This window comes from Luteibacter rhizovicinus, assembly GCF_004342265.1.
Lineage (GTDB): Bacteria > Pseudomonadota > Gammaproteobacteria > Xanthomonadales > Rhodanobacteraceae > Luteibacter > Luteibacter rhizovicinus_B.
This window is the reverse complement of sequence record NZ_SMCS01000001.1, coordinates 722,098-746,678: the sequence shown is the minus strand read 5'-3', so window position 1 is coordinate 746,678 and position 24,581 is coordinate 722,098. Positions and strand designations below refer to the sequence as shown.

At 62.3% G+C, this 24,581-nt stretch carries 11 protein-coding genes; 8 read left to right on the top strand and 3 right to left on the bottom strand.

Annotation, left to right across the window (positions count from 1 at the left end; genetic code table 11):
* The first annotated feature begins 19 nt into the window (after window positions 1-19).
* The 7 genes from EC912_RS03345 to EC912_RS03315 all read left to right on the top strand — a co-directional run bounded on the left by EC912_RS03345 (window position 20) and on the right by EC912_RS03315 (window position 13,736).
* Window positions 20-1,804: a DUF885 domain-containing protein gene (locus EC912_RS03345; protein WP_132141697.1), complete on the top strand. Its 1,785-nt coding sequence runs from the start codon at window positions 20-22 to the stop codon at window positions 1,802-1,804.
* A 26-nt stretch (window positions 1,805-1,830) separates the two neighbouring features.
* Window positions 1,831-3,234 carry an amino acid permease gene (locus tag EC912_RS03340; protein WP_132141696.1) on the top strand — a complete coding sequence of 468 codons (1,404 nt, stop codon included), beginning with the start codon at window positions 1,831-1,833 and terminating at the stop codon, window positions 3,232-3,234.
* Between the two features lie 13 nt (window positions 3,235-3,247).
* Window positions 3,248-5,617, top strand: a complete 2,370-nt coding sequence (locus EC912_RS03335; protein WP_132141695.1) for a twin-arginine translocation signal domain-containing protein — start codon at window positions 3,248-3,250, stop codon at window positions 5,615-5,617.
* A 247-nt stretch (window positions 5,618-5,864) separates the two neighbouring features.
* Complete coding sequence (locus tag EC912_RS03330; protein WP_165973486.1) at window positions 5,865-7,778, top strand: glycoside hydrolase family 127 protein; 1,914 nt, start codon at window positions 5,865-5,867, stop codon at window positions 7,776-7,778.
* A gap of 276 nt (window positions 7,779-8,054) precedes the next feature.
* The gene (locus EC912_RS03325; RefSeq protein ID WP_428993074.1) at window positions 8,055-10,964 is read left to right on the top strand and encodes a TonB-dependent receptor; all 2,910 of its coding nucleotides are present in this window, start codon (window positions 8,055-8,057) and stop codon (window positions 10,962-10,964) included.
* Window positions 10,965-11,159: 195 nt separating this feature from the next.
* Entirely contained in the window at window positions 11,160-13,319 is a 2,160-nt protein-coding gene (locus EC912_RS03320) for a TonB-dependent siderophore receptor (RefSeq protein ID WP_165973485.1), read from the top strand.
* 117 nt (window positions 13,320-13,436) lie between these two features.
* On the top strand, window positions 13,437-13,736 hold the full coding sequence (locus EC912_RS03315) for a PepSY domain-containing protein (protein WP_132141692.1): 300 nt from the start codon (window positions 13,437-13,439) through the stop codon (window positions 13,734-13,736).
* 24 nt (window positions 13,737-13,760) lie between these two features.
* On the opposite strand, the gene EC912_RS03310 is transcribed toward EC912_RS03315, so the two are convergent.
* Window positions 13,761-14,645 carry an SDR family NAD(P)-dependent oxidoreductase gene (locus EC912_RS03310; RefSeq protein ID WP_132141691.1) on the bottom strand — a complete coding sequence of 295 codons (885 nt, stop codon included), beginning with the start codon at window positions 14,643-14,645 and terminating at the stop codon, window positions 13,761-13,763.
* Window positions 14,646-14,732: 87 nt separating this feature from the next.
* Between EC912_RS03310 and EC912_RS03305 the strand changes: the two genes are divergently transcribed.
* Entirely contained in the window at window positions 14,733-15,266 is a 534-nt protein-coding gene (locus EC912_RS03305; protein ID WP_207906751.1) for a MarR family winged helix-turn-helix transcriptional regulator, read from the top strand.
* Window positions 15,267-15,661: 395 nt separating this feature from the next.
* On the opposite strand, the gene EC912_RS03300 is transcribed toward EC912_RS03305, so the two are convergent.
* Together EC912_RS03300 and EC912_RS03295 are read right to left on the bottom strand one after the other, a co-directional pair.
* On the bottom strand, window positions 15,662-15,850 hold the full coding sequence (locus tag EC912_RS03300) for a hypothetical protein (protein ID WP_132141690.1): 189 nt from the start codon (window positions 15,848-15,850) through the stop codon (window positions 15,662-15,664).
* A gap of 57 nt (window positions 15,851-15,907) precedes the next feature.
* Complete coding sequence (locus tag EC912_RS03295) at window positions 15,908-24,550, bottom strand: GH36-type glycosyl hydrolase domain-containing protein (protein ID WP_132141689.1); 8,643 nt, start codon at window positions 24,548-24,550, stop codon at window positions 15,908-15,910.
* Between the last annotated feature and the right edge of the window lie 31 nt (window positions 24,551-24,581).

Here is a 24,581-nt window from a genome sequence, read left to right as displayed (position 1 = left end):
AGCCAACACGGATGCCCGAATGAAAGCGATTCCGCTACGCCAGGGCTTCTGCCTGGTTCTTCTCTGCTTCGGCGGTCTGGCACCGGACCGCTCATCGGCGCTGGCGGCGACCGATGCCACCGCACGCTTCCATCAGCTGTATTCCCGTGAATGGCAGTGGCGACAGGTGCAGTTTGCAGGCGGCGACGACGAAGACAGCCAGGGGCCCGCCGCCGATCACTTGCCCAGGGTCGACGCCGCCAGCCAGGCGGCGCGCGAACGTTACTGGACCGACGTACTCAAGGAACTCGATACGATCAGCGAGGACCAGCTCGACGGCGAGGACCCGGTCAACTACGAGGTATACAGACAACAGATCGGGGTATTGCTGGCCAACGAGCGTTTCCGCACCTGGCAGATGCCGTTCAACAGCGACTCGGCGTTCTGGAGCGATCTGGGATTCACGGCCCGTGGCCATTTCACCACCGAAGCAAGCTATCGCGATTACCTGGGCAAGCTGCGCGACATGCCGCGCTATTTCGACGAACAGATCGCCAATATGCGGCTGGGACTCGCGCGAGGATTCAGCCAGCCGAAAATCGTCCTGAAAGGCCGCGATCGGGCGATCGCCGATGTCGTTGCCCAAACCGGCGAGCGGAACCTGTTCTACACACCGTTCGCGAACATGTCGCCGACCCTTCCAGCGGCGAAGCAGGCCAGCTTGCGCGCCGAGGCGCTGGCGACGATTGCCCACGACGTGATTCCGGCCTATGCAAAGCTGCTGTCCTTCATGCGCGACGAGTACATGAAACAGGCGCGCGACACGCTTGCCGCCGACGATCTCCCTGACGGAAACGCGTTCTATCGTGCGCAGATAAGCGAATACACCACGCTCGACATGGACCCGGATGCGATTCATGCGCTGGGCCTGAAGGAAATGGCTGGCATCCACCAGCAGATGCTCGACACCATCGCGCAGACCGGATTCAAGGGAAGCTTCGCCGAGTTTCTGCAGTTCCTGCGCAGCGATCCGCGCTTCTACGCAAAGACTCCCGACGAGCTGCTCAAGGATGCCGCCTGGATCGCCAAGCGGGTCGATGGCAAGGTGGGCGACTACATCGGTCGATTGCCGCGTCGACGCTTCGCCATCGAGCCGGTACCCGCGGATCTGGCGCCTGTCTACACGGGCGGTCGAGGCGGACCCGGCATCTACCTGGTCAACACGTACGACCTTCCCTCACGCCCGCTGTATTCGCTGCCGGCACTGACCTTGCACGAATCCTCGCCGGGCCACGCATTGCAGATGCCGCTCGCCGCCGAGATAGACGGTCTGCCGGACTTCCGTCGTTACAGCTATATCTCGGCCTATGGCGAAGGCTGGGCACTGTACTCGGAATACCTTGGCGTCGAAATGGGCATGTACGACACACCGTACGAACGCTTCGGTTACCTCAGTTATCAGGCCTGGCGCGCCGCGCGGCTGGTGGTCGATACCGGTCTGCATCATCTGCACTGGACACGCGAGCAGGCGCAGACCTATCTGCGCGAGAACACCGCGCTGGCCGAGCACGAAATCGAGACCGAGGTGGATCGCTATATCGCATGGCCCGGTCAGGCGCTTTCCTATTACCTCGGCGAGCTGGCCATCCGCGATGGCCGTGCGCGCGCCGAACGCGCGCTGGGCGAAAAATTCGACATCCGCGCCTTCCACGACACGGTGCTTTCCACAGGCTCGGTGCCGCTGCCGGTACTCAACCGGCGTATCGACCGCTTCATTGCCAACGGTGGTGCGACACCTTATCCGCCACGCCAAGCCGCGCCATAAAGAACAAGTCACCGGGGAGAGACACGATGGGTTTGATGGCGGACATGACGCGACGCAAGTCGGTCGAGACGATGCAGCGCGAAGTCGGCGAGCGCAGTGGTTTGCGCCGGATACTGGGGCTATGGCAACTCACGGCGATCGGACTGGGCGGAATCATCGGTGTCGGTATCTTCGTACTCACCGGTACCGTGGCCGCCACGCAGGCCGGTCCCGCCGTGGTGCTTTCATTTCTCATCGCCGGTATCGCCAGTGCCGCCGCCGCGCTGTGCTATGCCGAGTTCGCCGGATTGATCCCGGTCTCCGGTAGTGCCTACACCTATGGCTACGCCGTGCTGGGCGAGTTCGTCGGCTGGATCATCGGCTGGGATCTGTTGCTGGAATACGCGCTCATCGCCGCGGTCGTGGCGGTGGGCTGGTCCGGCTATGTGCAGGCGTTGCTCGAAGCCGCCGGCATACCGTTACCGGTATGGGCACAAGGTGCCTACGGCAGCGCACCGGGACGCCTGTTCAATCTGCCCGCCGTTGTTATCTCGCTGGCAATCACCGCCGTGCTGGCGATGCGGATGCAATGGGGTGCCCGCTTCAATACCCTGATCGTAGCGATCAAGATAGCCGCCGCCGCATTGATCGTGATCGCCGGCGTGGCCTATGTAAAACCGGAGCGCTGGCATCCGTTCATGCCGTTCGGTATGCATGGCGTGGTCACCGGCGCAGCCGTGGTGTTCTTCGCGGTCTTCGGCTACGACATGCTGACCACCGCCGCCGAGGAAGCGAAGAATCCGCAGCGCGATCTGCCGCGAGCCGTGCTGCTGTCGCTGGGTATCGCGATGGCGCTTTACTTCGCGATATGTCTGGTACTGACCGGCATCGTGCCGTACACCTCGCTGGACAACGCCGCACCGGTGGCCGGTGCATTCACCGCGATCGGCCTGCCGCAGGTGATGGTGGCGATCTCGCTGGCTTCGGTATGCGGCATCACGAGCGTGATCTTCGCCAACCTGATGGCCGGCGCGCGGATCTGGTTCGCACTCGCGCGCGACGGCCTGCTGCCAGGCTGGTTCGCCAAGGTCCATCCGCGCTGGCATACGCCTCATCGCACCACGTTTCTGCTTGGCCTGGTCACGGCCGTGGCTTCGGGCCTGTTCCCGCTGGACGAACTGGCCAAACTGGTGAACATCGGCGTTCTCGGCGCCTTTATCGTGATCTGCAGCGCGGTGGCTGTCCTGCGCTGGCGTCGACCCGAACTGGAGCGGCCCTTCCGCACTCCCCTGGTCCCGCTGGTGCCGATCATCGGCGTGGGTTTTTCCTGCTGGCTGATCTGGGGTCTGCCAGGCATCACTTATGTACGCTTCGCACTATGGCTCGTACTCGGTGGCATCGTGTACTTCGCCTATGGTCGACGTCACAGCCGTCTGGCCGTCCATAACTGAGGAATACCGATTCATGGATCGCCGACGTTTTCTGCAAGGCCTGACCGTCACTGGCGCAGGTCTCGGCCTGGGTGGCCTGACTTATACGCCTGTCGCACCGGCTCTGGCTGCCGCGCGCAGCACGGCGACCATGTCCGCGCTCCCACCGGTACGCGTACCGGTCGCCGACCTGCCGCTTCGGGATTATGTGCCGGTCACCCGATTTACCAGTGACGATGTCGACTGGCACGTGGTCGAAGATCTGCGCCATGCCGACGGCGTACTGATCCTGCATAACGGAAACCTGGCCTGCGTGTTCGACAAGCGAACCGAGCCTGCCTACGCCGAAGAAGGTGTCCCGTACCTCGGCATGAAGCTGGCCGATATCGCGCTTGCCGAGGCGGATCTGCTCGCCGACCGTCTGCTGCGTCACGGCGAGCCCGACGAACAGGAGGTACGCGGCGCCGCACCCCCGCCGGCCTCGCAACTCAACCCGGAGAACTACTACGGTCGGCTACCCTGGACGACCTTCGTCGGCACGAAGCAGTGCGCCGACACCATGCCGGTGTATACGTCGGGCAGCACCCGCGGCTATCACTCCGACCAGGTTTTCGCCGACCTGCACGACCCCAAACGCGTCGCGCGTCGCCGCGAAGGCGTGCTGGGCGGCTGGTTGCCGGCCGTGCACAAGGTCGTGCCCATCGACGAGGGCCGCTGGTACGACGTACTGGTGTTTGCCGATGTCGATGCCCATGACCGCTTCGTCGTGCAGACATGGCACCGAACAGCACTGGTCGAGCACGGAAGAATCAGCAAGGTCCGCTATGGATACAGCTACCCGGCCTGCCCACCGCGACGCGAGGCGCCCGATGCGGCAGCGTTCTATCGCGCGCTGTTGCGCTTCCACGATTACTGGCAACGCGAACTGGCCGATGCCAGCGTAGCGACCGTACCCGCGCCCGGCTGGAGCGAGATGGCACGCTTCGCCTTCGCCCGCGAACTGGTGGTACGCCCGGGTGGCGACTATCCGAAGTACGGCGCTGTCGACCGGGACTATTACGGCAACGAATACGACGGGTTTCAGGACACTTTCACCAGTTCGCTGTATGCGAACCTGGAATGGGGCCGCTACGCCCAGGCTGCCGCGGTACTGGACGAATTCTTCGACGACTTCATACAACCGGACGGCATGATCAACATGCGCGGCGCGGAAATCGGTCAGTTCGGCCTTACCTTGTCGCTTATGGCGCGCTATCTGCGCTACACCGGCGACGATGCCTTGCTGCGTAAACATCGCGGCAAGATCGAAGCCACTGCGCAGATACTTCTTGAACTGCACGACGAAAGCCTTGCACTGCCTCGCGACCATCCCGGCCACGGACTGATCCACGGCTGGAACGAGTCGGACGCGTGCCTGTTTCCCGAACCCATGCTCTGGTGGAAACCGTATTACGCCAATAGTGCATTGGCCGTCCGGGGTCTGACCGACCTTGCCGGCGTATGGCCCGACCTTGGCGCGACGGACGCGCACACTACGGCGATGCAATGGCAGGAACGCGCCGGAACGTTGCGCGGGCAAGTCGAGCGCAGCTTGCGCGCGAACATACGACACGACCTCACCCCGCCGTACGTGGGACCGCTGCCCGGCGCGAAGCTGACGTTCCGCGAGTCGTTGACGCAGGAAAAACCAAGCGAACAGCAATGGCCGCATCGCGCGTATGCGGAACTGTTGCAGGCCGACATACTTCCCGACGATCTGGCTCATCTGGTGATCGACTGCATGCGCGGCCATGGTGCTACCAGCATGGGTGTGGTGGCGAACGTGGCACCGCCCAGCGCGGACGGCCGCGACATTCTGGGTTTCATCTCCTACGGTTATGCCCAGCAACTCCTGCGCCTGAACCGCATCGACGAATACCTGCTGTTCCTCTATGCGCATCGCTACCACGCGCACACGCCTGGCAGCTGGACCGCCGGCGAAGTAACGGATCTGAGCGGCGGCATGCCGCTATTCTGCATACCCGCCCAGATGACCATACCGTTGCTCGTGCGCTGGATGCTGGTGTTCGAAGACAGCGCGGGGCAAACGCTCCATCTCGGCCGTGCGATCCCCCGTACATGGCTGGAAAGCCGGAAGCCGATCGGCATAGATAAGGCTCCCACGCGCTGGGGATACACCGGTTTTCAATTGCGCGCGACCGCCGATGGCGACATAGAAGGCACGGTCACCCTGCCCCAGCACGCCATGCCCGATGCCGTCTGGCTGAGTTTGCGCATGCCCGTCGGCAAACGCCTGTCCGACATTCATCTGGATGGCCAACCGGTGCCGGACACCGATCGACGCGGCGAAACCGTGCGATTGCGCGGCAAACCGGGCCAGCGAATCGAAATCGGCGGGCGCTGATCGAAAGCGCGTGTATCGCGTCATTCTGCGACGCCAGGCTTTAACTGTGCGGAATTCCGCATGCAGGTACCGCAAATGACACAAGACGGCACGGTTGTGTGACGGCACGATGAAAGCGTGCATCGGGGGATGTGCGATCGGGGCGGCGGAAGTATCCGCTGCGCCGGTATCCGGGTTCCATGGGGGTGGCATGCAGCAAAGCGTCGACTATCGCAGGCGATTTCTCAAAAGTGCAGCGACTGCGCTGGTGTCCGCGATAACGGTCCCACGTGCATTCGGCTTCGGCCCCGACACGGCGGAACCGGCCACCGCACCGGGCGACGCGGCGCTGGGAAAGGGATCGCGCGAACAGCCGGTGCGTCGCATGCAGCCTTTCGCCCTGAACCGCGTGCGTCTGCTGGATAGCGATTTCAGCCACGCCGCTGCGATCAACCAGCGTTATCTGCACAGATTGCCGGTGGATCGTCTGGCGCACAGTTTTCGAGTTCAGGCCGGCATCGCCTCCAGCGCATCGCCACTGGGCGGCTGGGAAAAACCCGATTGCGAACTGCGTGGCCACTTCAGCGGCGGTCACTACCTGTCGGCCGCAGCGCTGGCATACGCAAGCCTCGGCGACGAATTGCTGAAGACCCGTGGCGACCAGTTGGTGGCCGCACTGGCGGCATGCCAGCAACCGAACGGATATCTGAGCGCCTTTCCGGAAAGCTTTTTCGACCGCCTCGGTAGCGGACAGAAAGTATGGGCGCCGTTCTACACCGTCCACAAAATTCTTGCCGGCATGCTCGACATGTATCTGCATACCGGCAACCAGCAGGCCTTGAAGGCCGCCATCGGGATCGGCAACTGGACCGTACGCTGGCTCAATGGCTTCTCCGACAACGAAATCGCCCACGTGCTCAAGACCGAGTACGGCGGCATGAACGACGCGCTGTACGAGTTGTACGCGATCACCGGAAACGCCCGTTACCTCGACGCCGCACACCGCTTCGACCAGGTGTCCCTGTTCGATCCGCTGGCGGGTCATCGCGACGAGCTGCAAGGTCTGCACAGCAATACGCAGATACCCAAAATCATCGGCGCCGCCCGGCGCTACGAACTGACCGGCGAACCGCGCTATCGGCGCATCGCTGAATTCTTCTGGGAAACGGTTACCGAAAATCGCAGTTACGCTACGGGCGGTTCGAGCAACGACGAATTCTGGAAAACCGGTCCCGGCGATCTGAAAGGCCAGCTCGGCCTCTACAGCGCCGAATGCTGCGTGGCCTACAACCTGCTCAAGCTGTCCCGGCATCTCTACGCCTGGAACGGCGACCCGCGCATCTTCGACTACTACGAACGCACCCTGTACAACGCACGCCTGGGTACCCAGGACGACGACGGTATGAAGTTGTATTACTACCCGCTGCAGCCCGGTGCGGCGAAGTTCTATAACACGCCGACCGATTCGTTCTGGTGTTGCACCGGTTCGGGCGCAGAAGAATTCGCCCGCTTCAACGACAGCATCTACTTCCACGATGGACAGGAACTCTACGTCAACCTGTTCATTCCTTCCGAACTGGACTGGACGGAACGTCAGCTCACCCTGCGCCAGGAAACCGTTTTCCCGCGCGAGCCGCGCACACGACTGAGCCTGAAACTGACGGCACCGACGCGACTGACGCTGAATCTGCGTATTCCGTCCTGGATTGGCCCGAACGCCCATGTGCGCGTCAACGGCGAGATGCTCGACGTATTCGCCTCGCCCGGCAGCTATCTGAGCCTGCAGCGCGAATGGCGCGACGGCGATCGCATCGAACTCGACCTGCCAATGCGGCTGTATAGCGAGGCGCTGCCCGGCGACGACACCCAGCGCGCCATGCTCTATGGCCCATTGGTACTGGCTGCGCGTCTGGGCAACCAGGGGCTGACACGAGCGATGCAGTACGGCGCTTACGACGCAGGCCCCAAGCCTGAGCCGAAAGCACAGCCGACGCCACGTATCGCGGCAACAACAACGCAGGACAACCGCTGGATGCAAGTGCAGTCTTCCGATGCGCTGCGTTTCGAAGCGACAACGCATCAGGGCAGGCTCGCGGTCGTTCCGCTCAACCAGATCAAGGGTGAGCGATACGCGGTGTACTGGCAGACAGATCAGGATGCGGTGACCACCGGCAACGGCTGAACCGTATCGAGCCGGTCCTCGCTGCAGCGGGAACCGGTGCCGATGGAAAGGACGAGTTTCGTCTCCGCCATCGATAGGCAGGCATGCGCCGGTTCGTCCGGCGCCGTCGGAGAGACCGACCACGCGAGTTATCGCGCCCGTCGTCCCGGTACCGGGACGCGACGGCGGGTGCTGCACGGATGCGACTCGAGTTATCGCGCCACGAGCGCGTTCGCATCCGGATACACGCTATCTCGTCACCGCCAATCACGCCGTTAAAGCCACACGAGGGATACCATGCGCAAGACCACGAATGCCCATCCACCCTGTCATCGTTCATCGGCCATCCGCGGCAATCAGCGCCTGCTCGCCCGCACCATTTGCGCGGCACTCACCATGAGCTTGTTGGCCACCGCGGCCGTACATGCACAGGACGCCGTCGCAAGCGTCGACTCCGCCGATTCGCCGGAGAAAGCCAAGGATCTGGAAGGCATCACCGTCACCGGCTCGCGTATACGCCGCGTCGATGTGGAAACCGCCAATCCCGTCATTACCATCGATCGTGCGCAGATCGCCGCGACCGGCAAGGTCACCCTCGGCGACCTCGTACAGGACCTGCCCTCGGTGGCGGGTAATGCGACCAATGCAAGCACCAACAACGGCGGCGGCACTGGCGCGGCCACCATCTCGCTGCGCGGCCTGGGCGACAGACGCACGCTGTTGCTGGTCAACGGTGTGCGTCTGGCTTACAACGACGTCAACAGCATTCCGGCCAACATGATCGACCGCATCGAGGTACTCAGCGACGGTGCGTCGGCGGTCTACGGCTCCGACGCCATCGGCGGCGTGGTCAATTTCATCCTGCGCGACCGTTTCGACGGCGTGCAGTTCAGTACGGATTTTGGCGAAAGTGCCCACAGCGACGGATTTCGACGCAATTTCTCGCTGACCGCCGGACATACCGGCGAAAAGGGAAGCATCGTTGCCGGTGTGTCCCACCACACTATCGACGAGGTGTCGGCCGCCAATCGCGATTTTTCGCGGGACGCGCTCAACCTGTCCAGCGGCGAAGTCATCTACAGCGGTTCGTCCGCTACTCCCAGCGGATCGATCACGCTGCCCAGCGCCCAGGCTGCCGCACTGGGCTGCGGTTCGCGCGTATCGCTCAATAGCGGTGTCAGCGGGCGTACCGGCACCTCCGACTATCACTGCTATTCCAAGGCCGATTCCTATAACTATCAGCGCGACAACATTCTGCAGACACCGCAGGAACGCACCAATCTGTTCGCGCTTGGCAAGTACAAACTAACCCCGGATATCGAGGCTTACGCCAACGTCTATTACACGAAGACGAAGTCGGACTCACTGCTGGCGCCCGTACCGATCTTCGCCAACGGCGATAACTATCTCGTTTCGGCCGACAATTACTACAACCCGTTCGGCGTCAATTTCGGCACCGATCGCGGTACCGGCCAAAGCTACAACGACTTCAATACGCGCCTTGCCACGCTGGGCAAGCGCCGTTACAGCTTTACGACGGATAACACCCAGATCAATCCGGGCATCCGCGGCAGCTTCGGAGACAGTTCCTGGCGATGGGACGCCGATATCAATTACGGCAAGCTGAAACAGCGGTCGGTTAACTATGGATTCCTCGACTACGCCAAATTCCAGCAGGCGGTCGGCCCGTCCTATCGCGATGCGGGTACCGGTGTGGTCACCTGCGGCACACCGGGCAATCCGATCGCCAATTGCACGCCCATCAATCTGTTCAACCTCAACGACCCGGCCACCATCAAGGCCCTGAAGGGCATCCAGGTCAATCCGGTGACGACCACCAACTACACGGTGAAACAGTTCGAGGCCAACGCCAATGGCGACCTGTTCGATCTGCCGGCGGGAACGGTCAACCTTGCCGCCGGTCTGTCCTACCGCAAGGAATCCACCTCGACGACCACCGACCCGCTAGCCGTTGCCGATCTCGATGGCCTGTGCGGCGTCGTGGAGTTCTGCACCACGGTGCTGTCGGGAAGCTTCAACGTGAAAGAAGCCTATGCCGAAGCGCTGATTCCGTTACTGACCGACAAGCCATTCATCCATTCGCTGAACCTCACCGTCGGCTCGCGTTTCTCCGACTACAGTTCCGCCGGCAGCAGCACCAACAGCAAGGTGTCGCTGGAATGGCGACCGATCGAGAACCTGCTATTGCGCGGGACCGTCTCGCAGGTGTTCCGCGCACCGAACATCAAGGAACTGTATTCCGGCATCGGTGGCGATTCCCCGACGGTCAACGATCCGTGCAATTTCTACACGGGAGGTCACTCCGCCGCGTGTGCCAATGTACCCACCGACGGCAGCTACCAGCAGGCCAATCCGCAGATCGGCGCCAAGACATCCGGCGCCATTGCAGCCGGCTATCAGCTGAAACCGGAACAGGGCAAGTCGTTCGACTTCGGCGTGGTGTACGACCCGCAGTGGATCAATGGGCTATCGCTGAGCGCGGATGTTTGGCGCATCAATCTCAACGACACGATCACCTCGATCTCGGCACAGACCGTGCTCAACCAGTGCTATGCGAACGCGTCGAGTCCGTTCTGCGGCTTCATCCATCGATTCGATACCGGCGCGATCAACTATGTCGCCGAGCCGACGGTCAACCTGGGTTCGCTTTCCACGAAGGGTGTGGACAGCAACATCACGTATCGCTTCGACGAGAGCCGCTTCGGCCGCTTCAACGTAAGCCTCAACAATACCTATGTCGCCCGCTACGACATCAACCCCAATCCGGCCGACCCCTCATCCGTGACGATCCATAACGCAGGCAAGTACACCTATGCCTATGGCGACTTCCCCCGCTGGCGCAGTCTTGCCACGCTCAACTGGAAAAGTGGCCCGTGGAGCGCGAGCTGGCGCATGCGTTACATCGGCCGCACGCAGATCGGCAGCGCCGACGAAAGGCAACAGTTGTCGGCAGACACGGATCAGGCAGCCGTGGTCCGTAAGATCGGCGCCTACACTTATCACAGCGTGCAGGCCGGTTATAACTTTGAACGCTGGCATACCCGGGTGGATCTTGGCGTCGACAATATCGCCGACAAACAGCCGCCGTTGTTCTACCAGAACAACGTCACCAACTCGAACACCGACGTGGCTACCTACGATGTCATGGGCCGCTATTACTGGGCTCGCGCCACGGTGACGTTCTGAGGCACAGCGCAACATATGACGACCGGCCCTGGGGAAGTATCAGGTACCGTGGCCAGCAGGAAAGTCTTGCTAAATAAATGAGAATCATTATCATTTATTTAGCAATCTCTCTCCCGCTACGCGCCCCGCCCTCCTGAGTGGACATCGTCCGCCCGGGTCCAGGCCGTGCGCATGGACCCAAGGCGCCCCACCCGTATGACGATCAAACGATTGCCCAGCGTATTGCTGGCTACCTTCTTGCTGCCTACCCTGTCTTACGCCACCGATAACGACACAACGGATCCCCAGAAGGCACGCCCCGAACAGGCAGCGAAGCTATCGGCGATCGACGTCCAGGCGGCGGTAAGCGATATGGACGCCCGCACGGCCGAGTCGGCCACCAAGACCCGCACGCCGCTGATCGAAACGCCGCAGATGGTGTCCGTGGTGACGCAGGAACAAATCAGGATGCAGGGTGCGCAGAGCGTCGTGCAGGCGCTGGGCTATTCCGCCGGTGTCGCCGGCTATGGTCCGAACCTGCGCTCGGACTGGTACACGGTCATCCGCGGATTCTCGCCGTCGCTTTATCTCGACGGATTGCAGTTGCCCGTGACGATGAATCTGGCCAGCTGGATCGTCGATCCTTATCAACTGGAGCGCGTCGACGTACTGCATGGCCCCTCCTCCGTGCTTTATGGCCAGGGCGACCCGGGCGGTACGGTCGACATGGTGTCCAAGGTGGCTGGCGGCCCCCCGGTGCACGAAGTGCAGATGCAGATCGGCGATCGCGCCCGCAAGCAGCTGGCGTTCGACTATGGCGATTACCTCAGCAAGGATGGCCAGTGGTCGTACCGTATCGTGGCGGTGGGGCGTAAGCAGGACATCGCCAACACGCCGTTCGGCAGTTCGCGCGTCATGGTCGCGCCGTCGATCGCGTGGAAGCCGTCGGCCGATACATCGCTGGTGGTGACCGCGAATTACCTGCGCGATCGACTCAACGCCAGCGACAGCTTCCTGCCGGCGGTCGGCACTATCCAGCCCAGCCCTTATGGACGTATCTCTCCGCATACGTTTATCGGCGATCCCGATTTCACCAAATACCTGAAGCACGAGTACGCGGCCGGCTATCGTTTCGAACACCGTTTCGACGACGCCTGGACCTTCCGCCAGAACGCCCGCTACTCGCGTACATGGCTCGACAACAACATGCTTTACGGCATCGGCATGGCCGAGGACGGTCATAGCATCGACCGCTATGCAGGCATCGCCAAACCCGACTATCGCCGCCTGACCGTGGATAACCAGCTCGAAGCGCGCTTCAACACCGGCGCATTCCAGCACACCGTACTGATGGGCGTGGACTATCAGAGCCAGCGCACCTCCGATCCGGAAAACTACGCGCTCGGACCCGCGGTCGATCTGTACAACCCGGTCTACACGCCAGTCGATCCGGCCATCTTCGCGCCGGGTGCCGCCAACTATCCGCAGGACCTCCAGCAGCGACAGAAGCAGTTGGGCGTCTATGCGCAGGACCAGATCAAGTACGACGATCATTGGGTACTGGTGCTGTCGGGCCGGCAGGACTGGAGCCGTAGCGAATCCATCGACTACGCCGTCGCCAATGCATCGAAGGCAAAGCAGAACGATCACGCCTTCACCGGACGCGTGGGTCTGGTCTATCTAGCGGACAACGGTCTGGCTCCGTACCTGAGCTATTCCGAATCGTTCAATCCACAGACCGTCGCGAACGCCTACGGCGCGCCGTTCCGGCCCACGACGGGCACGCAGTACGAGGCGGGTTTGCGCTTCCAGCCAAAGGGAACGCAGACCACGCTGACCGCGGCCGTGTTCCAGATCCGGCAGCAGAACGTCACCACGCCCGATCCCGATCAGATCAACCATCCCAACGGCTATGTGCAAACCGGTGAAGTGCGTTCGCGCGGCGTCGAACTGGAGGCGCGCACCTCGTTCGCCAACGGCATCAATATGATCGGGTCGTATACCTATCAGGATGTTCGCAACACCAAGGCCAACGACAATACGTTGAATAAGTGGCCTGTCTCCATTCCCATTCCGCGCGAACTGGCGTCCCTGTGGGCCGACTACACGCTATCGGGTGGCGACCTGGCGGGTCTCGGTTTCGGCGGCGGCGTGCGCTACGTCAGTTCGTCGTTCGGCGCGCCCGATAACTCCCTGCGCGTACCCGCCTATACGCTTATCGATGCAACCGCCTTCTATCAGTTGCCGCAATGGCGTCTGGCACTGAACCTCAGCAATCTGGCCAACAAGGTCTACATCGCGGGCTGCTACGACGCGACGCGTTGCATGTATGGCAGCGGACGCACCGCCATGCTTAGCGCAACATACGACTGGTAAAGCATTCGGCGGAGTTTCGGTTAGCCGGTATATCCGTAAGCGCGAACTAAGCGGCAGCATTCAGGATGGCACCGCCCATATGCGATATGGGCGGAATTCCATCCACCGGAGAATGTCATGCGTAAAACGCTAATGCTTGCATCCGCTTTCGCACTGCTTGCCACGACACTCAGCGCCGTTGCTGCTACCGATGAAAAACTTGCCTCGCAGGCGCACGTCAAAATGCCTGAAGCGCGCGAGATCGCACTGAAAACTTTTCCCGGAAAGATCGTAAAGGAAGAGCTGGAGAAGGAAAAAGGCGGCAGCGGACTTCGCTACTCCTTCGATATCGCCGCCAATGGCGTCACGCGTGAAATCGGCGTCGATGCAAAAGACGGCAAGGTGCTCGAAAACTCCATCGACAACGGAAAGGACTGACGGAAAGCTACCTCGAACGTCAGGTCACGGCGCGGCCGGAACCGGCCAGCGCTCGGAGAGGAGTGCCGATGTGATGGACCAAAGCTCCTTTCGAGCGGAAATATCGTTGCCCGCTGCTATCGGCACAAGCGGCTTCGTGTCCTTGACTGAAAAATAGCCACCCGATACGAGCCCGAACTCCGGATCGGTAGCCAGCTTAACGATGATGCCCGCGCCTCGTTCCGGGTTGCCGATGTTCAATGTCCTGAGTACCCGTTCGAGAACCGCGGCGAAGCCCAGTTCGCGACCCAGTCCGGTGACATTGAAACCGGGGCACAGACAGTTGACCGCGACACCGGTGGCCTGCAGCTGGCGAGCCAGCTCCAGCGAAAACATGATGTTCATCAGCTTCGTCTGTCCGTACATCTTCGACGAGCCGAGCCGCGTAAACGGTGTCCTGTCGAGAATGGCCCGGCGGGGAACAAAGTCGCCGGCACGCCGCGATGCTTCCGAGGCGACGGTAACAATCCGCGACGGGGCCGATTCGATCATCTTCTTTCGCAGGATATTCGTCAGCAACCACGGGGCGACGTAGTTGACGGCAATCATCTCCGCAAAACCGTCCGTCGTGATGCGCTGCTCGAAAGCATGTATCCCGGCATTGTTGATCAGTACGTCGATGCGTTCGTAGCTCGACGAAATCTCGTGGGCAGCCGAGGCGACGGTATCGAGATTCGCGAAGTCCGCGTAATGGACGTCGACACGCGTTCCGGGTGCCGCCGCTTCTATAGTGGCGCGAGTTGTGGCGGCCCTGGCTTCATTGCGCGCGATAAAAACAATGTGAGCGCCCCGCCGCGCCAGTTCGATGGCCGCAAGCTGACCGATACCGCTTGTGGCGCCGGTGACGACAATGATGGGTACGTGGGTCATGGCATGGGGCTCGCGGATGAGATATAGTGGATAAATATCCACTATATAGGCCGGATGGCGCGCAGTCCGCTACGCCCCGAACATCACATGCCAACCAAGAAAAAGATGCCCGAGCCAGCGAAAGCCCCGGCAACGGCGAAGAAAAGCACGGATGAAGCGCGCACTGAGCGCGACAAACTCGTCGGCGCACTGGGCGAACAACTCAGCGCGCTGTTGAGTGCTTCGCGTGCCCTGACGACAGAAGCTGGAGCGGCCTTTCATCCCGACCTGCCCCCCGCAGCCTTCCATATCGCGCAGTGGCTCCGCTCCTTCGGCGCGGCGAAAGTCAGCCGGGTAGCGGAAGCCGTTGCCATGGACAGAAGTGCGACAAGCCGGTTGACGTCGCGGCTCATCGAACTGGGATTGGTCGAGGCCCGGCCGGATCCCGACGACGGACGCGGTGTCGTGCTGGACCTTACCGACCTTGGACGCAGGAACATCGACCAGGCGATCGCTCGCAAGGGCGATGTCTTCCATCGGAAGATCGAAGGCTGGAGCCACGTCGATCTGGAACAGTTCACGGCATGCCTTCGCCGGTTCAACGCGATGCCGAAGCGCGATCCGTCGGATAAACGCCGCTGACGCCGTCCATCGCAGACGTGCGCGGTCGGTCAGACGTTTCTCCACTGCTCCCCAAAAAAAGGTTCTTCACGCATTAGCGGGGACGGCCTGACGTGTCTCGTCGATCTTCGGTCAAGGACAGCCGCTTCACGCTCGTGCCTCGGGAAGGCCGGGGCCGGGTTGGCCGTGGGCAGAGCGCGAGCCGGGCACGTGATGGGACTGGACCGGCATGCGGTCATCCCTGGGCATGCGTCGGCGCGATGCTTTCCCCCACGTGTGAGGGAAGCGGCTTCAAGCGATATTCCACTTATCCACAAACCCCTGTCGCCCATGCAGTTGCATCAGGCCATGGTGAACATTTTCATGTTCGGTTTGCCGGGACAGCGGACCGCCGCGAAGAAACCCTCCCCGTCTGACTATATTTTCCGGCGGACGGCGCCGTGCTGGACCGTCGACGATGGACGGCCCGGCGCCGCCCGGGTTTCGTCGATCACACGAGGCCGGCAGGCGGCCGGGTTCGTGGCGGCTGCGACGTTATAGGCATCCAGTAATGTTTTCCTCGATTCCAGGTAAGTCGGATCGCCCCGCTTCGTTTTCTTTCCCATGGCGCTGCTCCGGAAATATCCGCTTTCCACCTTCTCCCCCGCCCCGTTAGTGCGGCGTTACGAGGGTGGATAGGCCACCTCGACGACGTACTCGCCGCCATCGTCGTGAAGAGCCACCGCGCCGTCTCCCATGACTTTGCCATCGACGCTGACCGTGAGGGCACTCCCGGGCACCGACCGGCGAAGCTCGATGCGGTAGACCGATGTGCCGTGCCGATAGATCACTTTGTAGGATTCCCAGTCGCCTGGGACCACGGGGGCGAAACGCAGGCTTCCCGATGCCAGGGTAATGCCGAGCAACGATTCGAGGATCAGGCGATACATCCATCCAGCCGATCCGGTGTACCAGCTCCAGCCGCCGCGCCCGATATGCGGATCGACCGCGTAGACATCCGCGGTGATCACATAAGGTTCGACTTTGTAGATGTCGGTCGCGTCGCGATCCGTCGAATGGCTGAGCGGATTGATCATCCGGGTCAGTTCCCATGCCCGCGCGGAGTCGCCGAGATCGGCAAAGGCCATGGCCGCCCAGATCGCGGCATGCGTGTATTGCCCGCCATTTTCGCGCACGCCCGGAACGTAGCCCTTGATGTAGCCCGGGTCCATCGACGAGCGGTCGAAGGGCGGGTCCAGCAGCTGGATCAGGTCCGCATCGCGGCGTACGAGGTGTTCGTCGAGCGATTCCATCGCCCTCCTGCGCCGCTCGTCGCCGGCGACGCCGGAAAGTACCGACCAGCTTTGCGAGATCGAATCGATGCGGCACTCGTCGTTCTTGGCCGAACCCAGCGGCGTGCCATCGTCGAAATAAGCGCGTCGATACCATGCCCCGTCCCACGCCTGTCCCTCCAGCGCGTCGCGCAATGTCGCGATCTGCGCTTCGCAGCGTTCGGCGAACACGCTGTCGCCGTGACCGCGCGCGGTTTCGGCGAAGGCTTCGAGTACCTTGCAGGAGAAGAAGCCCAGCCAGACGCTTTCGCCCAGCCCGCGCTCGCCCACCTTGTTCATCCCGTCGTTCCAGTCGCCGCTGCCCATAAGCGGCAAGCCATGCACGCCCCGGCGAAGACTGTGTTCGATGGCACGCACGCAGTGGCGATAAAGCGGTTCGTTGACCGACGATGCCAAAGGCAGGTCGTAGTACGACTCCTCGTTCGGATGCAACGGACGCCCCTCGATGTAACCCACCGGCACATCGAGAACCGAGGTGTCTCCCGTCGCGAACACGTAGCGACTGGTGGCCAGCGGCAGCCAGAGGTAGTCGTCGGAGCACTGCGTTCTTACGCCCCGATCCAGTGGCGGATGCCACCAGTGCTGCACGTCGCCTTCGACGAACTGATGCGCGGCGCACACCAGAAGCTGCGCCCGGGCAAGCTCGGGTGCGGCATGGATCATCGCCATGGAATCCTGCAGCTGATCGCGGAAGCCGATTGCACCACCCGATTGGTAATAACCGCTGCGCGCCCAGAAACGACAGGCAATGGCCTGATACAGCAACCAGCCATTCGCCAGTACGTCCAGCGCGGGTTCGGGTGTTTCGACGCGCACCGTGCCGAGTACCCGCTGCCAATGTGCGCGCACCGACGCGAGCGCTTCGGCGGCGGAACCTTCGCGGCGAAAGCGCTGCACCAGCGCCTTAGCATCGCGCTCGTCGCGGCCCATACCAAGTCGAAGCACGACCTCGCGCGTCTGGCCTACCGCCAGATCGACGCTCAGCTGCAGCGCGCCGCAAGGATCGAGTCCCGCACCGACGCGGCTGGACCATTGCGACCGTTGCATGGCAAACGGCATCGAGGCATCGCCGTTGCGACCGATGAAATCGCTGCGATCCCCGCCGACGCGTCTGGCCGGGTCTTCCACATCGAAGAAAGCGACCCGGCCGGGGAACTCGCTGTTATAGGCGTTACGCGCGAACAACGCGCCGCTGACCGGATCGGTTTCCGTCACGACGTGCATCGCCGTCTTTTCGCGGAGGTCGCCGAGAATCCATTCGACGTATCCGGTGACCGAGAGTTGCCGTGGCGTCTTGCTGTCGTTGCGAAGCTTGAGTACGTGGAACTTCACCGAGGCATCCAGAGCGACGTAAACCCATAGCTCCGAATGAATGCCGTCCTCGATGTGTTCGAATACGCTGTAGCCGAATCCATGCCGGGTGATGTACTCGCCCTCTCCCCGTGCAGGCAGTGGCGTCGGCGACCAGACGCGTCCCGTCGACTCGTCCCTCAGATAGATGGCTTCTCCGCATCCGTCTTCGACCGGATCGTTCTGCCATGGCGTAAGGCGGCACTCGTGTGCGTTCTCCGCCCACGTATACGCGCTGCCGCTCTCCGATATCACGCTACCGAAATTCGGATTCGCCAGCACGTTGGACCACGGAGCGGGCGTCGTTTCGCCGGCTTTCAGAACGACGACGTATTCGCTGCCATCCGCCGTGAAGCCGCCATATCCCCCGGGCATATCCAGCGACAGGCGCTCCGAAAGCGCAGGACCGGTGGCAGCATTGGGCGAAGGCCCCACCAGCGCGGGGAACCGGGCAGGTTCGGGTGCCTGGAATCGCGGTTCGAAACGATGGCGTTCTATCTGCTCGGAAAGTGTGCCGAGGCTATCGGTCACCACGATCCGCGCGCTCGCCTGCATCACCATGCGATCTTCGTTCGACAATGGCTGGGCCGCACGAACGAAAACGCCACCGGGCCGATCGAGCAGGCTCGCTTCGCTTCCCGTGGCGACCATACCCATGATCGCGTCCTGCAGCTCCTGCCGGTATCCGGCGCTGTCCTCATTCCAGATAACCAGGTCGACGGCGAGTCCCTTCATGCGCCAGTACGCATGGGCACGGATCATCTGCCGGACGATGTCGATGCGCGCGAGGTCGGCGATGCGCAACAGGACGATCGGCAGGTCACCGGAGACGGACTGTCCCCACAAACCGGATTGACCGCGTTTGTTCGCGGCAATGATTTCGGGCGCCGCCCGCATCGCCGCGTTCGGATACACGATCGCCGTCGCCATGTGTTCGTACAACTGGGCATCCGCCAGCGTGGCATTAGCCTGGCGCAGCAGCACCTGACTGTGGGTCCACGCCAGATCGAAGACGCGGTCGGCAAGATGCCGGTCGCGGTATTTTTCGATGAGCTGCATGCATGCGTCGCGGCTATCGCCAAGCCCGGTCACGAAATCGAAGGTCGCCGTCTGCTCGGGCTCGAGCGTGAGACGTACCCGTATCGCCACCACCGGATCGAGCACGGAACCCTGACTGCCGGACAGCCGCACCGAATCCGCATCCATGGCGGTCGGACGGGAGGCATTGCGACCTCGTCCTATGAAGCGGGAGCGATCGGTCTCGTAGGAAATCTCTTCGATGTCGGCGTTGTGCACGGCGACCAGGTGGCACATCCATGGCGTATGTTCGTCGCTCGAACGCGGGCGGCGGCTGCACACGATGGCCTGGAGCGATTCGACGATCTCGGTCATCACGAACAGCTTGCTGAAAGCCGGATGCATGGCATCGCCGACCGCATCGGCCAGCACGACTTCCGCGTAGCTGGTCAGCTCGACGGTACGTCGCGTCCGCCCCAAGTTGGTGACACGCGTACGCCGCAGTTCGATATCGTCTTCCGGAGAAACGACGATCTCGGTATGCGCGTCGATCGACCGCTCCCTGACGCGGAACTCCGCGCGGGCATCCGAGAAGATCGCCTCGTAAAGTTCGGTCTTGCGCACCGCCGGCTGATACGCCGTCGACCAGAACTCGCCGCCCGAGACATCGCGTATGTAGCAGAACATGCCCCAGTTATCGCGCGTGATGTCTTCGCGCCATCGCGTCACCGCCAGATCCTGGCGCCGGCTGTAACCGCCGCCCGCGCTGCTGACCATCACGTGATAACGCCCGTTCGAAAGCAGCTGGACGGCGGGGCGCGGACGGTCGGGATTCGTGAACAGTCGCAGGCGCGGCTCGGGAGCAGTCGCGTGACCGTTGGTATCCGGGAATCCGACGGCATGCAGGTATTCCACCGCCGTTCGCGGAACGCGCTCCTGCAACAGCAGACTCGTCGCCCTGAAACGCGGATCGGAATCGAAACGCCGCTGCATGGGTTGCCCGAGCAAAGCATGTCCCAGAGCAAGCAGGCTCATGCCCTGATGATGTGCCATGAACGATCTGACGATGGCCGCGTCCTGCCCCACGGGCAGCCGTGCCGGCGTGTAATCGACGGCTTCGTACAGTCCGAAACGACCGGCCATACCCGCCAGAGCAAGGCGCTGAAGATTCGCGGTAGCCGCCGTCGGATCGACCATCATGGCCAGCGCGCACGCGTACGGGGCGACGACCAGATCGTCCCCCAGGCCGCGTTTCAGACCCAGCCCCGGTACGCCGAAGGCCCGGTACTGATAGGTTTGCTGCGCATCGATCGCGTTATATCCCGATTCGGATACGCCCCAGGGCACGCCGAGCTGGTTGCCGTATTCGATCTGTCGCGTCACCGCCGCCCGGCAGGTCTGGTCCAGCAGGGTGCCCTCGTAGTTGGGCATGACCAGCATCGGCATGAGGTACTCGAACATCGACCCGGTCCACGAGAGCAGCACCGGCTCGCCGCCGCTGGTCGTGAGCAGACGTCCGAGCGAGAACCAGTTGTCCTGCGGAATCTGGCCTTGCGAGATCGCGACGAAACTGGCGAGCCTCGCCTCCGATGCCAGCAAGTCGTAGAAGCTGCCATCCAGCCGGCGCTGTTCCACGTCGTAACCGATGGACAGCAGGTGTCGCGCACTGTCGTACAGGAAGCGGAAATCCATCGACGCCAGTTCACCCGCCATGCTGGCCGTGGCGTCGAGTGCCGCGATGCGGGCATGAGCCCGCTCGCGCACCGCTTCCGCATTGGCTTCGCCTGGCCAGCAGAGCGGCTCGATTCTCGCCAGCTGCATGGTCGTGGGGATACCGACGAACGTGGTCGTGCCCTCGGCCACGGGATCGAGGTTCCACATCTGGGCTTCGGTGAGCATGTCGGTGCATTGCACCGAGAGCTGTGCCATCCAGAAAACGGCATCGTCCGATGCGTCGCTACCAACGGACACACCCAACGCATCCAGACGATCCACCTGCGTCCGCGCCAACGACAGTACGTCGCTCGCCACGGCCGGCGGCGATCCGATCGCCACCGACAAGGCATGCATCCATTCGGAAAGCGCCACCTTTCCGTCGTCGGTCAGGTAGTCCTCCAGCACGTGGAGCGTGTCCAGCAAGCCGGTCAACGCCGAGGATTCGAACACCGGCCGGTGAAGTATGGCCAGCAGACCGGGCTGCAACGTAAGCAGATGACCGGCCAGGTTTCCGCTATCGACCGACGATACATACAGCGGCCGCAACGGTTCGAGTGTCAGCGTGTCGTACCAGTTGTAGAAATGCCCGCGATGACGTGCGAGCGCCTGCATCGTGGACAGCGTGGCCTGTGTGCGTTTCAGCAGCCGCTCCGTGGCGATAAAGCCGAAATCCCATGCCGCGAGATTCGCCAGCAGCGCCATGCCCATGTTGGTAGGCGACGTGCGATGGGCCACCGTGACGTCGGGCACCATTTGCAGATTATCGGGCGGTAGCCAATGGTCCGCCGGACCAACATGGGTATCGAAGAACGCCCATGTACGCCGGGCCAGCGCGCGAAGGAAGTTGCGTTGCGATGTCGTGGGAGCGAACGGCGTCGTCGTACGCGCCTGACTCATCCACCACGCGACAGGTGGCGATACGAACCACAAAGCCAGTACGGGAAGCGCGACTGTCATCGCCATCGGGCGCGTGACAGCGAGCGCAAGCAAGGTAAGAACAGACAGGACCGGGCCAATCCACATCGAGCGCCAGGGTATGTTGCGATCGTCCTTGCTGCGTCGTTCCACATCGACCGACGCCTGCCATTCCAGCAGATGACGATGGCTGATACCCATGCGCCATAGCGTCCTCGCCATCGCATCGACGCCATAGAAAGCTTCGTGCGGCAGCCACGAAATCGTAAGCAAGACACGGGAGATATGCTGACCGACGCTGCGGAGCGCCGCATGCAGATGCTGGTTCAGCTGGACGCCTCGTGGCTTCTGGACCACATCCAGAAGCGCGGACAACAGCACGGGTATGAATACCATCGACAGCACGGAAAGCGTCCACGCCAGCACGGGCGCTATACCGAGCCAACCGCCGACCAGCAGAGCGACGACCACCGGCGGAACAACGCTTCGACGAAGATTGTCGAAAATTTTCCAGCGCGACAACGCGGTCAGCGCATTCTTCCGCCAGCGGCCGCCCTCGGTGGGTGCCCATGGCAGCAACCAGGGAAGCAATTGCCAGTCGCCACGGATCCAGCGATGCCTGCGCTTCGCATCGACCGCGTATCGGGCTGGATATTCCTCGAAGAGCTGTACATCGCTCAGCAGGCCGGACCGCGCATAGCAGCCTTCGATCAGATCGTGACTGAGTATCCGTTCGTTCGGCAGACGTCCGCGCAAGGTGCTCTCGAACGCATCGATATCGTAAATGCCCTTGCCGATGAACGATCCTTCGCGGAACAGATCCTGATAGACATCAGAAACCGCACGCGTATACGGATCGATACCGGCATCGGCGCCATACAGGTGCGCATAACGCGACCGCGCGCTGCTGGACAGACTGATGCCCACCCTGGGCTGCAGGATGCCGTAGCCCGAAACCACACGTCCCTGGCTCGCGTCGTAAACGGCGCGATTGAGCGGATGGTCCATCGCACCGACGAACAGGCACGCCGTATCGCGCGGCAACTGGGTGTCGGTATCCAGCGTGATTACATAGCGGACATGTGGCAGGGCCGCGACGTCCCCCGCGATAAGCACGAAACGTTCGCTGCCCTCCCCTCGCAGCAGCGCATTCAGATCGGCGAGCTTGCCGCGTTTCCGGTCCCGGCCTATCCACGCCTGTTCCGTTTCGCTCCATTCGCGCGGCCGGTGGAACAGAAAGAAACGGTCGACCGTGTGCGTCGCATGACGGTCATTCAGGCCGTCGATGCGCAAGCGTGCGCGCTGAAGGATCGCCTCGTCGCCATCGACGACCTGCGTATCCGCATCGGTAAAGTCGGTAAGCAGGGCGAAGTGCAGACAATCGTCGCGATTGGCCAGAAAACGCACTTCCAGGGCTTCCACGAGATCTTCCACATCGTGGATGCTGCCGATCAGGCTCGGCACGGCCACCATGGTTCGCGCATCGGCGGGTATGCCTTTCGCATAGTCCATGCGTGGGAGCAGTTCGGGCACGACGGTCAGCGTCGCCACCCAATTGATCAGACTCAATGCAAGCTGGCTCGCGACGACGAACGCCGCCAGGCCCAGCGGCAGCATGATCCACAAGGAAACGTCGACAAGTGCGGCGGTCGCGACCAGGGTACGCGTCAAGGCCACCGTAAGCAGGAACAGCAAGCCGAGAAAAATTGGCAACGGTGCCTGATCGAATACACGACGAAGGCTGTCCGCAAGGCGCGGTCGTATTCCTAACTGACGCTCCAGCGCCACGCGTCCCCCATCCATGAGGAAATAGCCGACGTGACGTCGCAGCGGCACCGACTCTCCATCGCGGTCCATCCGGCACATATCCAGCACGGCCTGTGCGGTATCCACTTCGCTCCGTTTGCCTTGTCGCGCCAGACGTTCGACGACATGCCGGTAGCGATCGCGCGTGGCGAAATCCATCGCCATGTAAATGGTCGCGGGATCTTCACGCAGACGTTGCTCCACGAGGCTCGCGCGCTCCACGAAATCGCGCCAGTCGATCATGGCAAGAGCGCGCAGGCTGCCGATGCTGTTGCCGATCGAAACCTGGTCCGCCGCCTGCTGCTGCGATTCGACCTGGACGAGATGCTCGACACTCTGCCCCGATTCGGCGAGCCGCTGCTCGACCCAGCTGAGCGGCAACGCGAGTGCGGGTCCCTGCCCTTGCAGACGTCGCGCCAGTTCGGCGACGAAGGGCGCGCTCATCACCGGATTGGAGCGGGCCATATCCGCCACGACGAGCACGACATTCTTCGGATCGCGCCCCGCCATGTCGGTCATCGCATCCGCCCAGCGAGCCGCCCGGCGACGACGCGTACGGCTGACCATCACGCGTACCGCCACGCGCCTGAGATTCTCGATCAAGGCCAGACGAAGCATGATCGGAATAGCCCAGAGCTCTCCGAGCTTCAGTGGCGTGACGCGCTGATACGAACCGATGAAGCGATTCAGACCACCGATATCGATGCGTCCGTCGCCGTGCGAAATGACTTCGAGCGCGATGTCGTAAACGCGCGGCAGTCCCTGCGAGGGACCATTTGCAAGCCGTGGCAACTCGCGACTGTATCCCTTGGGGAAATCCAGTCGCGCGATGCGAACCTGCTCTTCGATCAGATACAGATTGTCCAGCAACCATTCGCCCGCGGGCGTAATGCCGGGGCCAAAGCGACTGGCCGACGTCAGTCGCTGGCATGCATCCAGAAGCACCTGTTCGTTGTCGGCCAGACGGGTCAGCAACCGCTCCGGCAGACGACCCGCGGCCAGCTCGTGCTGCAACGCCAGCGTCTGTCCATGCGCTTCCAGCTGATCGGCATTGAACAGTTCGGAACGAAGAGCGGGTTCGGACTCACCTTTCGCGCGACGCTCCAACGTACGTCGGCGTTTTTTCGACGCCCCATCGAGGCCAAACCAGGCCAGTACGTCGCGAATCATTCAGGTTGAGCCTTCTACAGGCCTGAGTTAC

Excerpts from the sequence above, each read along its gene's own strand:
- EC912_RS03345 (WP_132141697.1), top strand. The coding sequence starts at position 20 with ATGAAAGCGATTCCGCTACGCCAGGGCTTCTGCCTGGTTCTTCTCTGC.
- EC912_RS03340 (WP_132141696.1), top strand. The coding sequence starts at position 1,831 with ATGGGTTTGATGGCGGACATGACGCGACGCAAGTCGGTCGAGACGATG.
- EC912_RS03335 (WP_132141695.1), top strand. The coding sequence starts at position 3,248 with ATGGATCGCCGACGTTTTCTGCAAGGCCTGACCGTCACTGGCGCAGGT.
- EC912_RS03325 (WP_428993074.1), top strand. The coding sequence starts at position 8,055 with ATGCGCAAGACCACGAATGCCCATCCACCCTGTCATCGTTCATCGGCC.
- EC912_RS03320 (WP_165973485.1), top strand. The coding sequence starts at position 11,160 with ATGACGATCAAACGATTGCCCAGCGTATTGCTGGCTACCTTCTTGCTG.
- EC912_RS03315 (WP_132141692.1), top strand. The coding sequence starts at position 13,437 with ATGCGTAAAACGCTAATGCTTGCATCCGCTTTCGCACTGCTTGCCACG.
- EC912_RS03310 (WP_132141691.1), bottom strand. The coding sequence starts at position 14,645 with ATGACCCACGTACCCATCATTGTCGTCACCGGCGCCACAAGCGGTATC.
- EC912_RS03305 (WP_207906751.1), top strand. The coding sequence starts at position 14,733 with ATGCCAACCAAGAAAAAGATGCCCGAGCCAGCGAAAGCCCCGGCAACG.
- EC912_RS03300 (WP_132141690.1), bottom strand. The coding sequence starts at position 15,850 with ATGGGAAAGAAAACGAAGCGGGGCGATCCGACTTACCTGGAATCGAGG.
- EC912_RS03295 (WP_132141689.1), bottom strand. The coding sequence starts at position 24,550 with ATGATTCGCGACGTACTGGCCTGGTTTGGCCTCGATGGGGCGTCGAAA.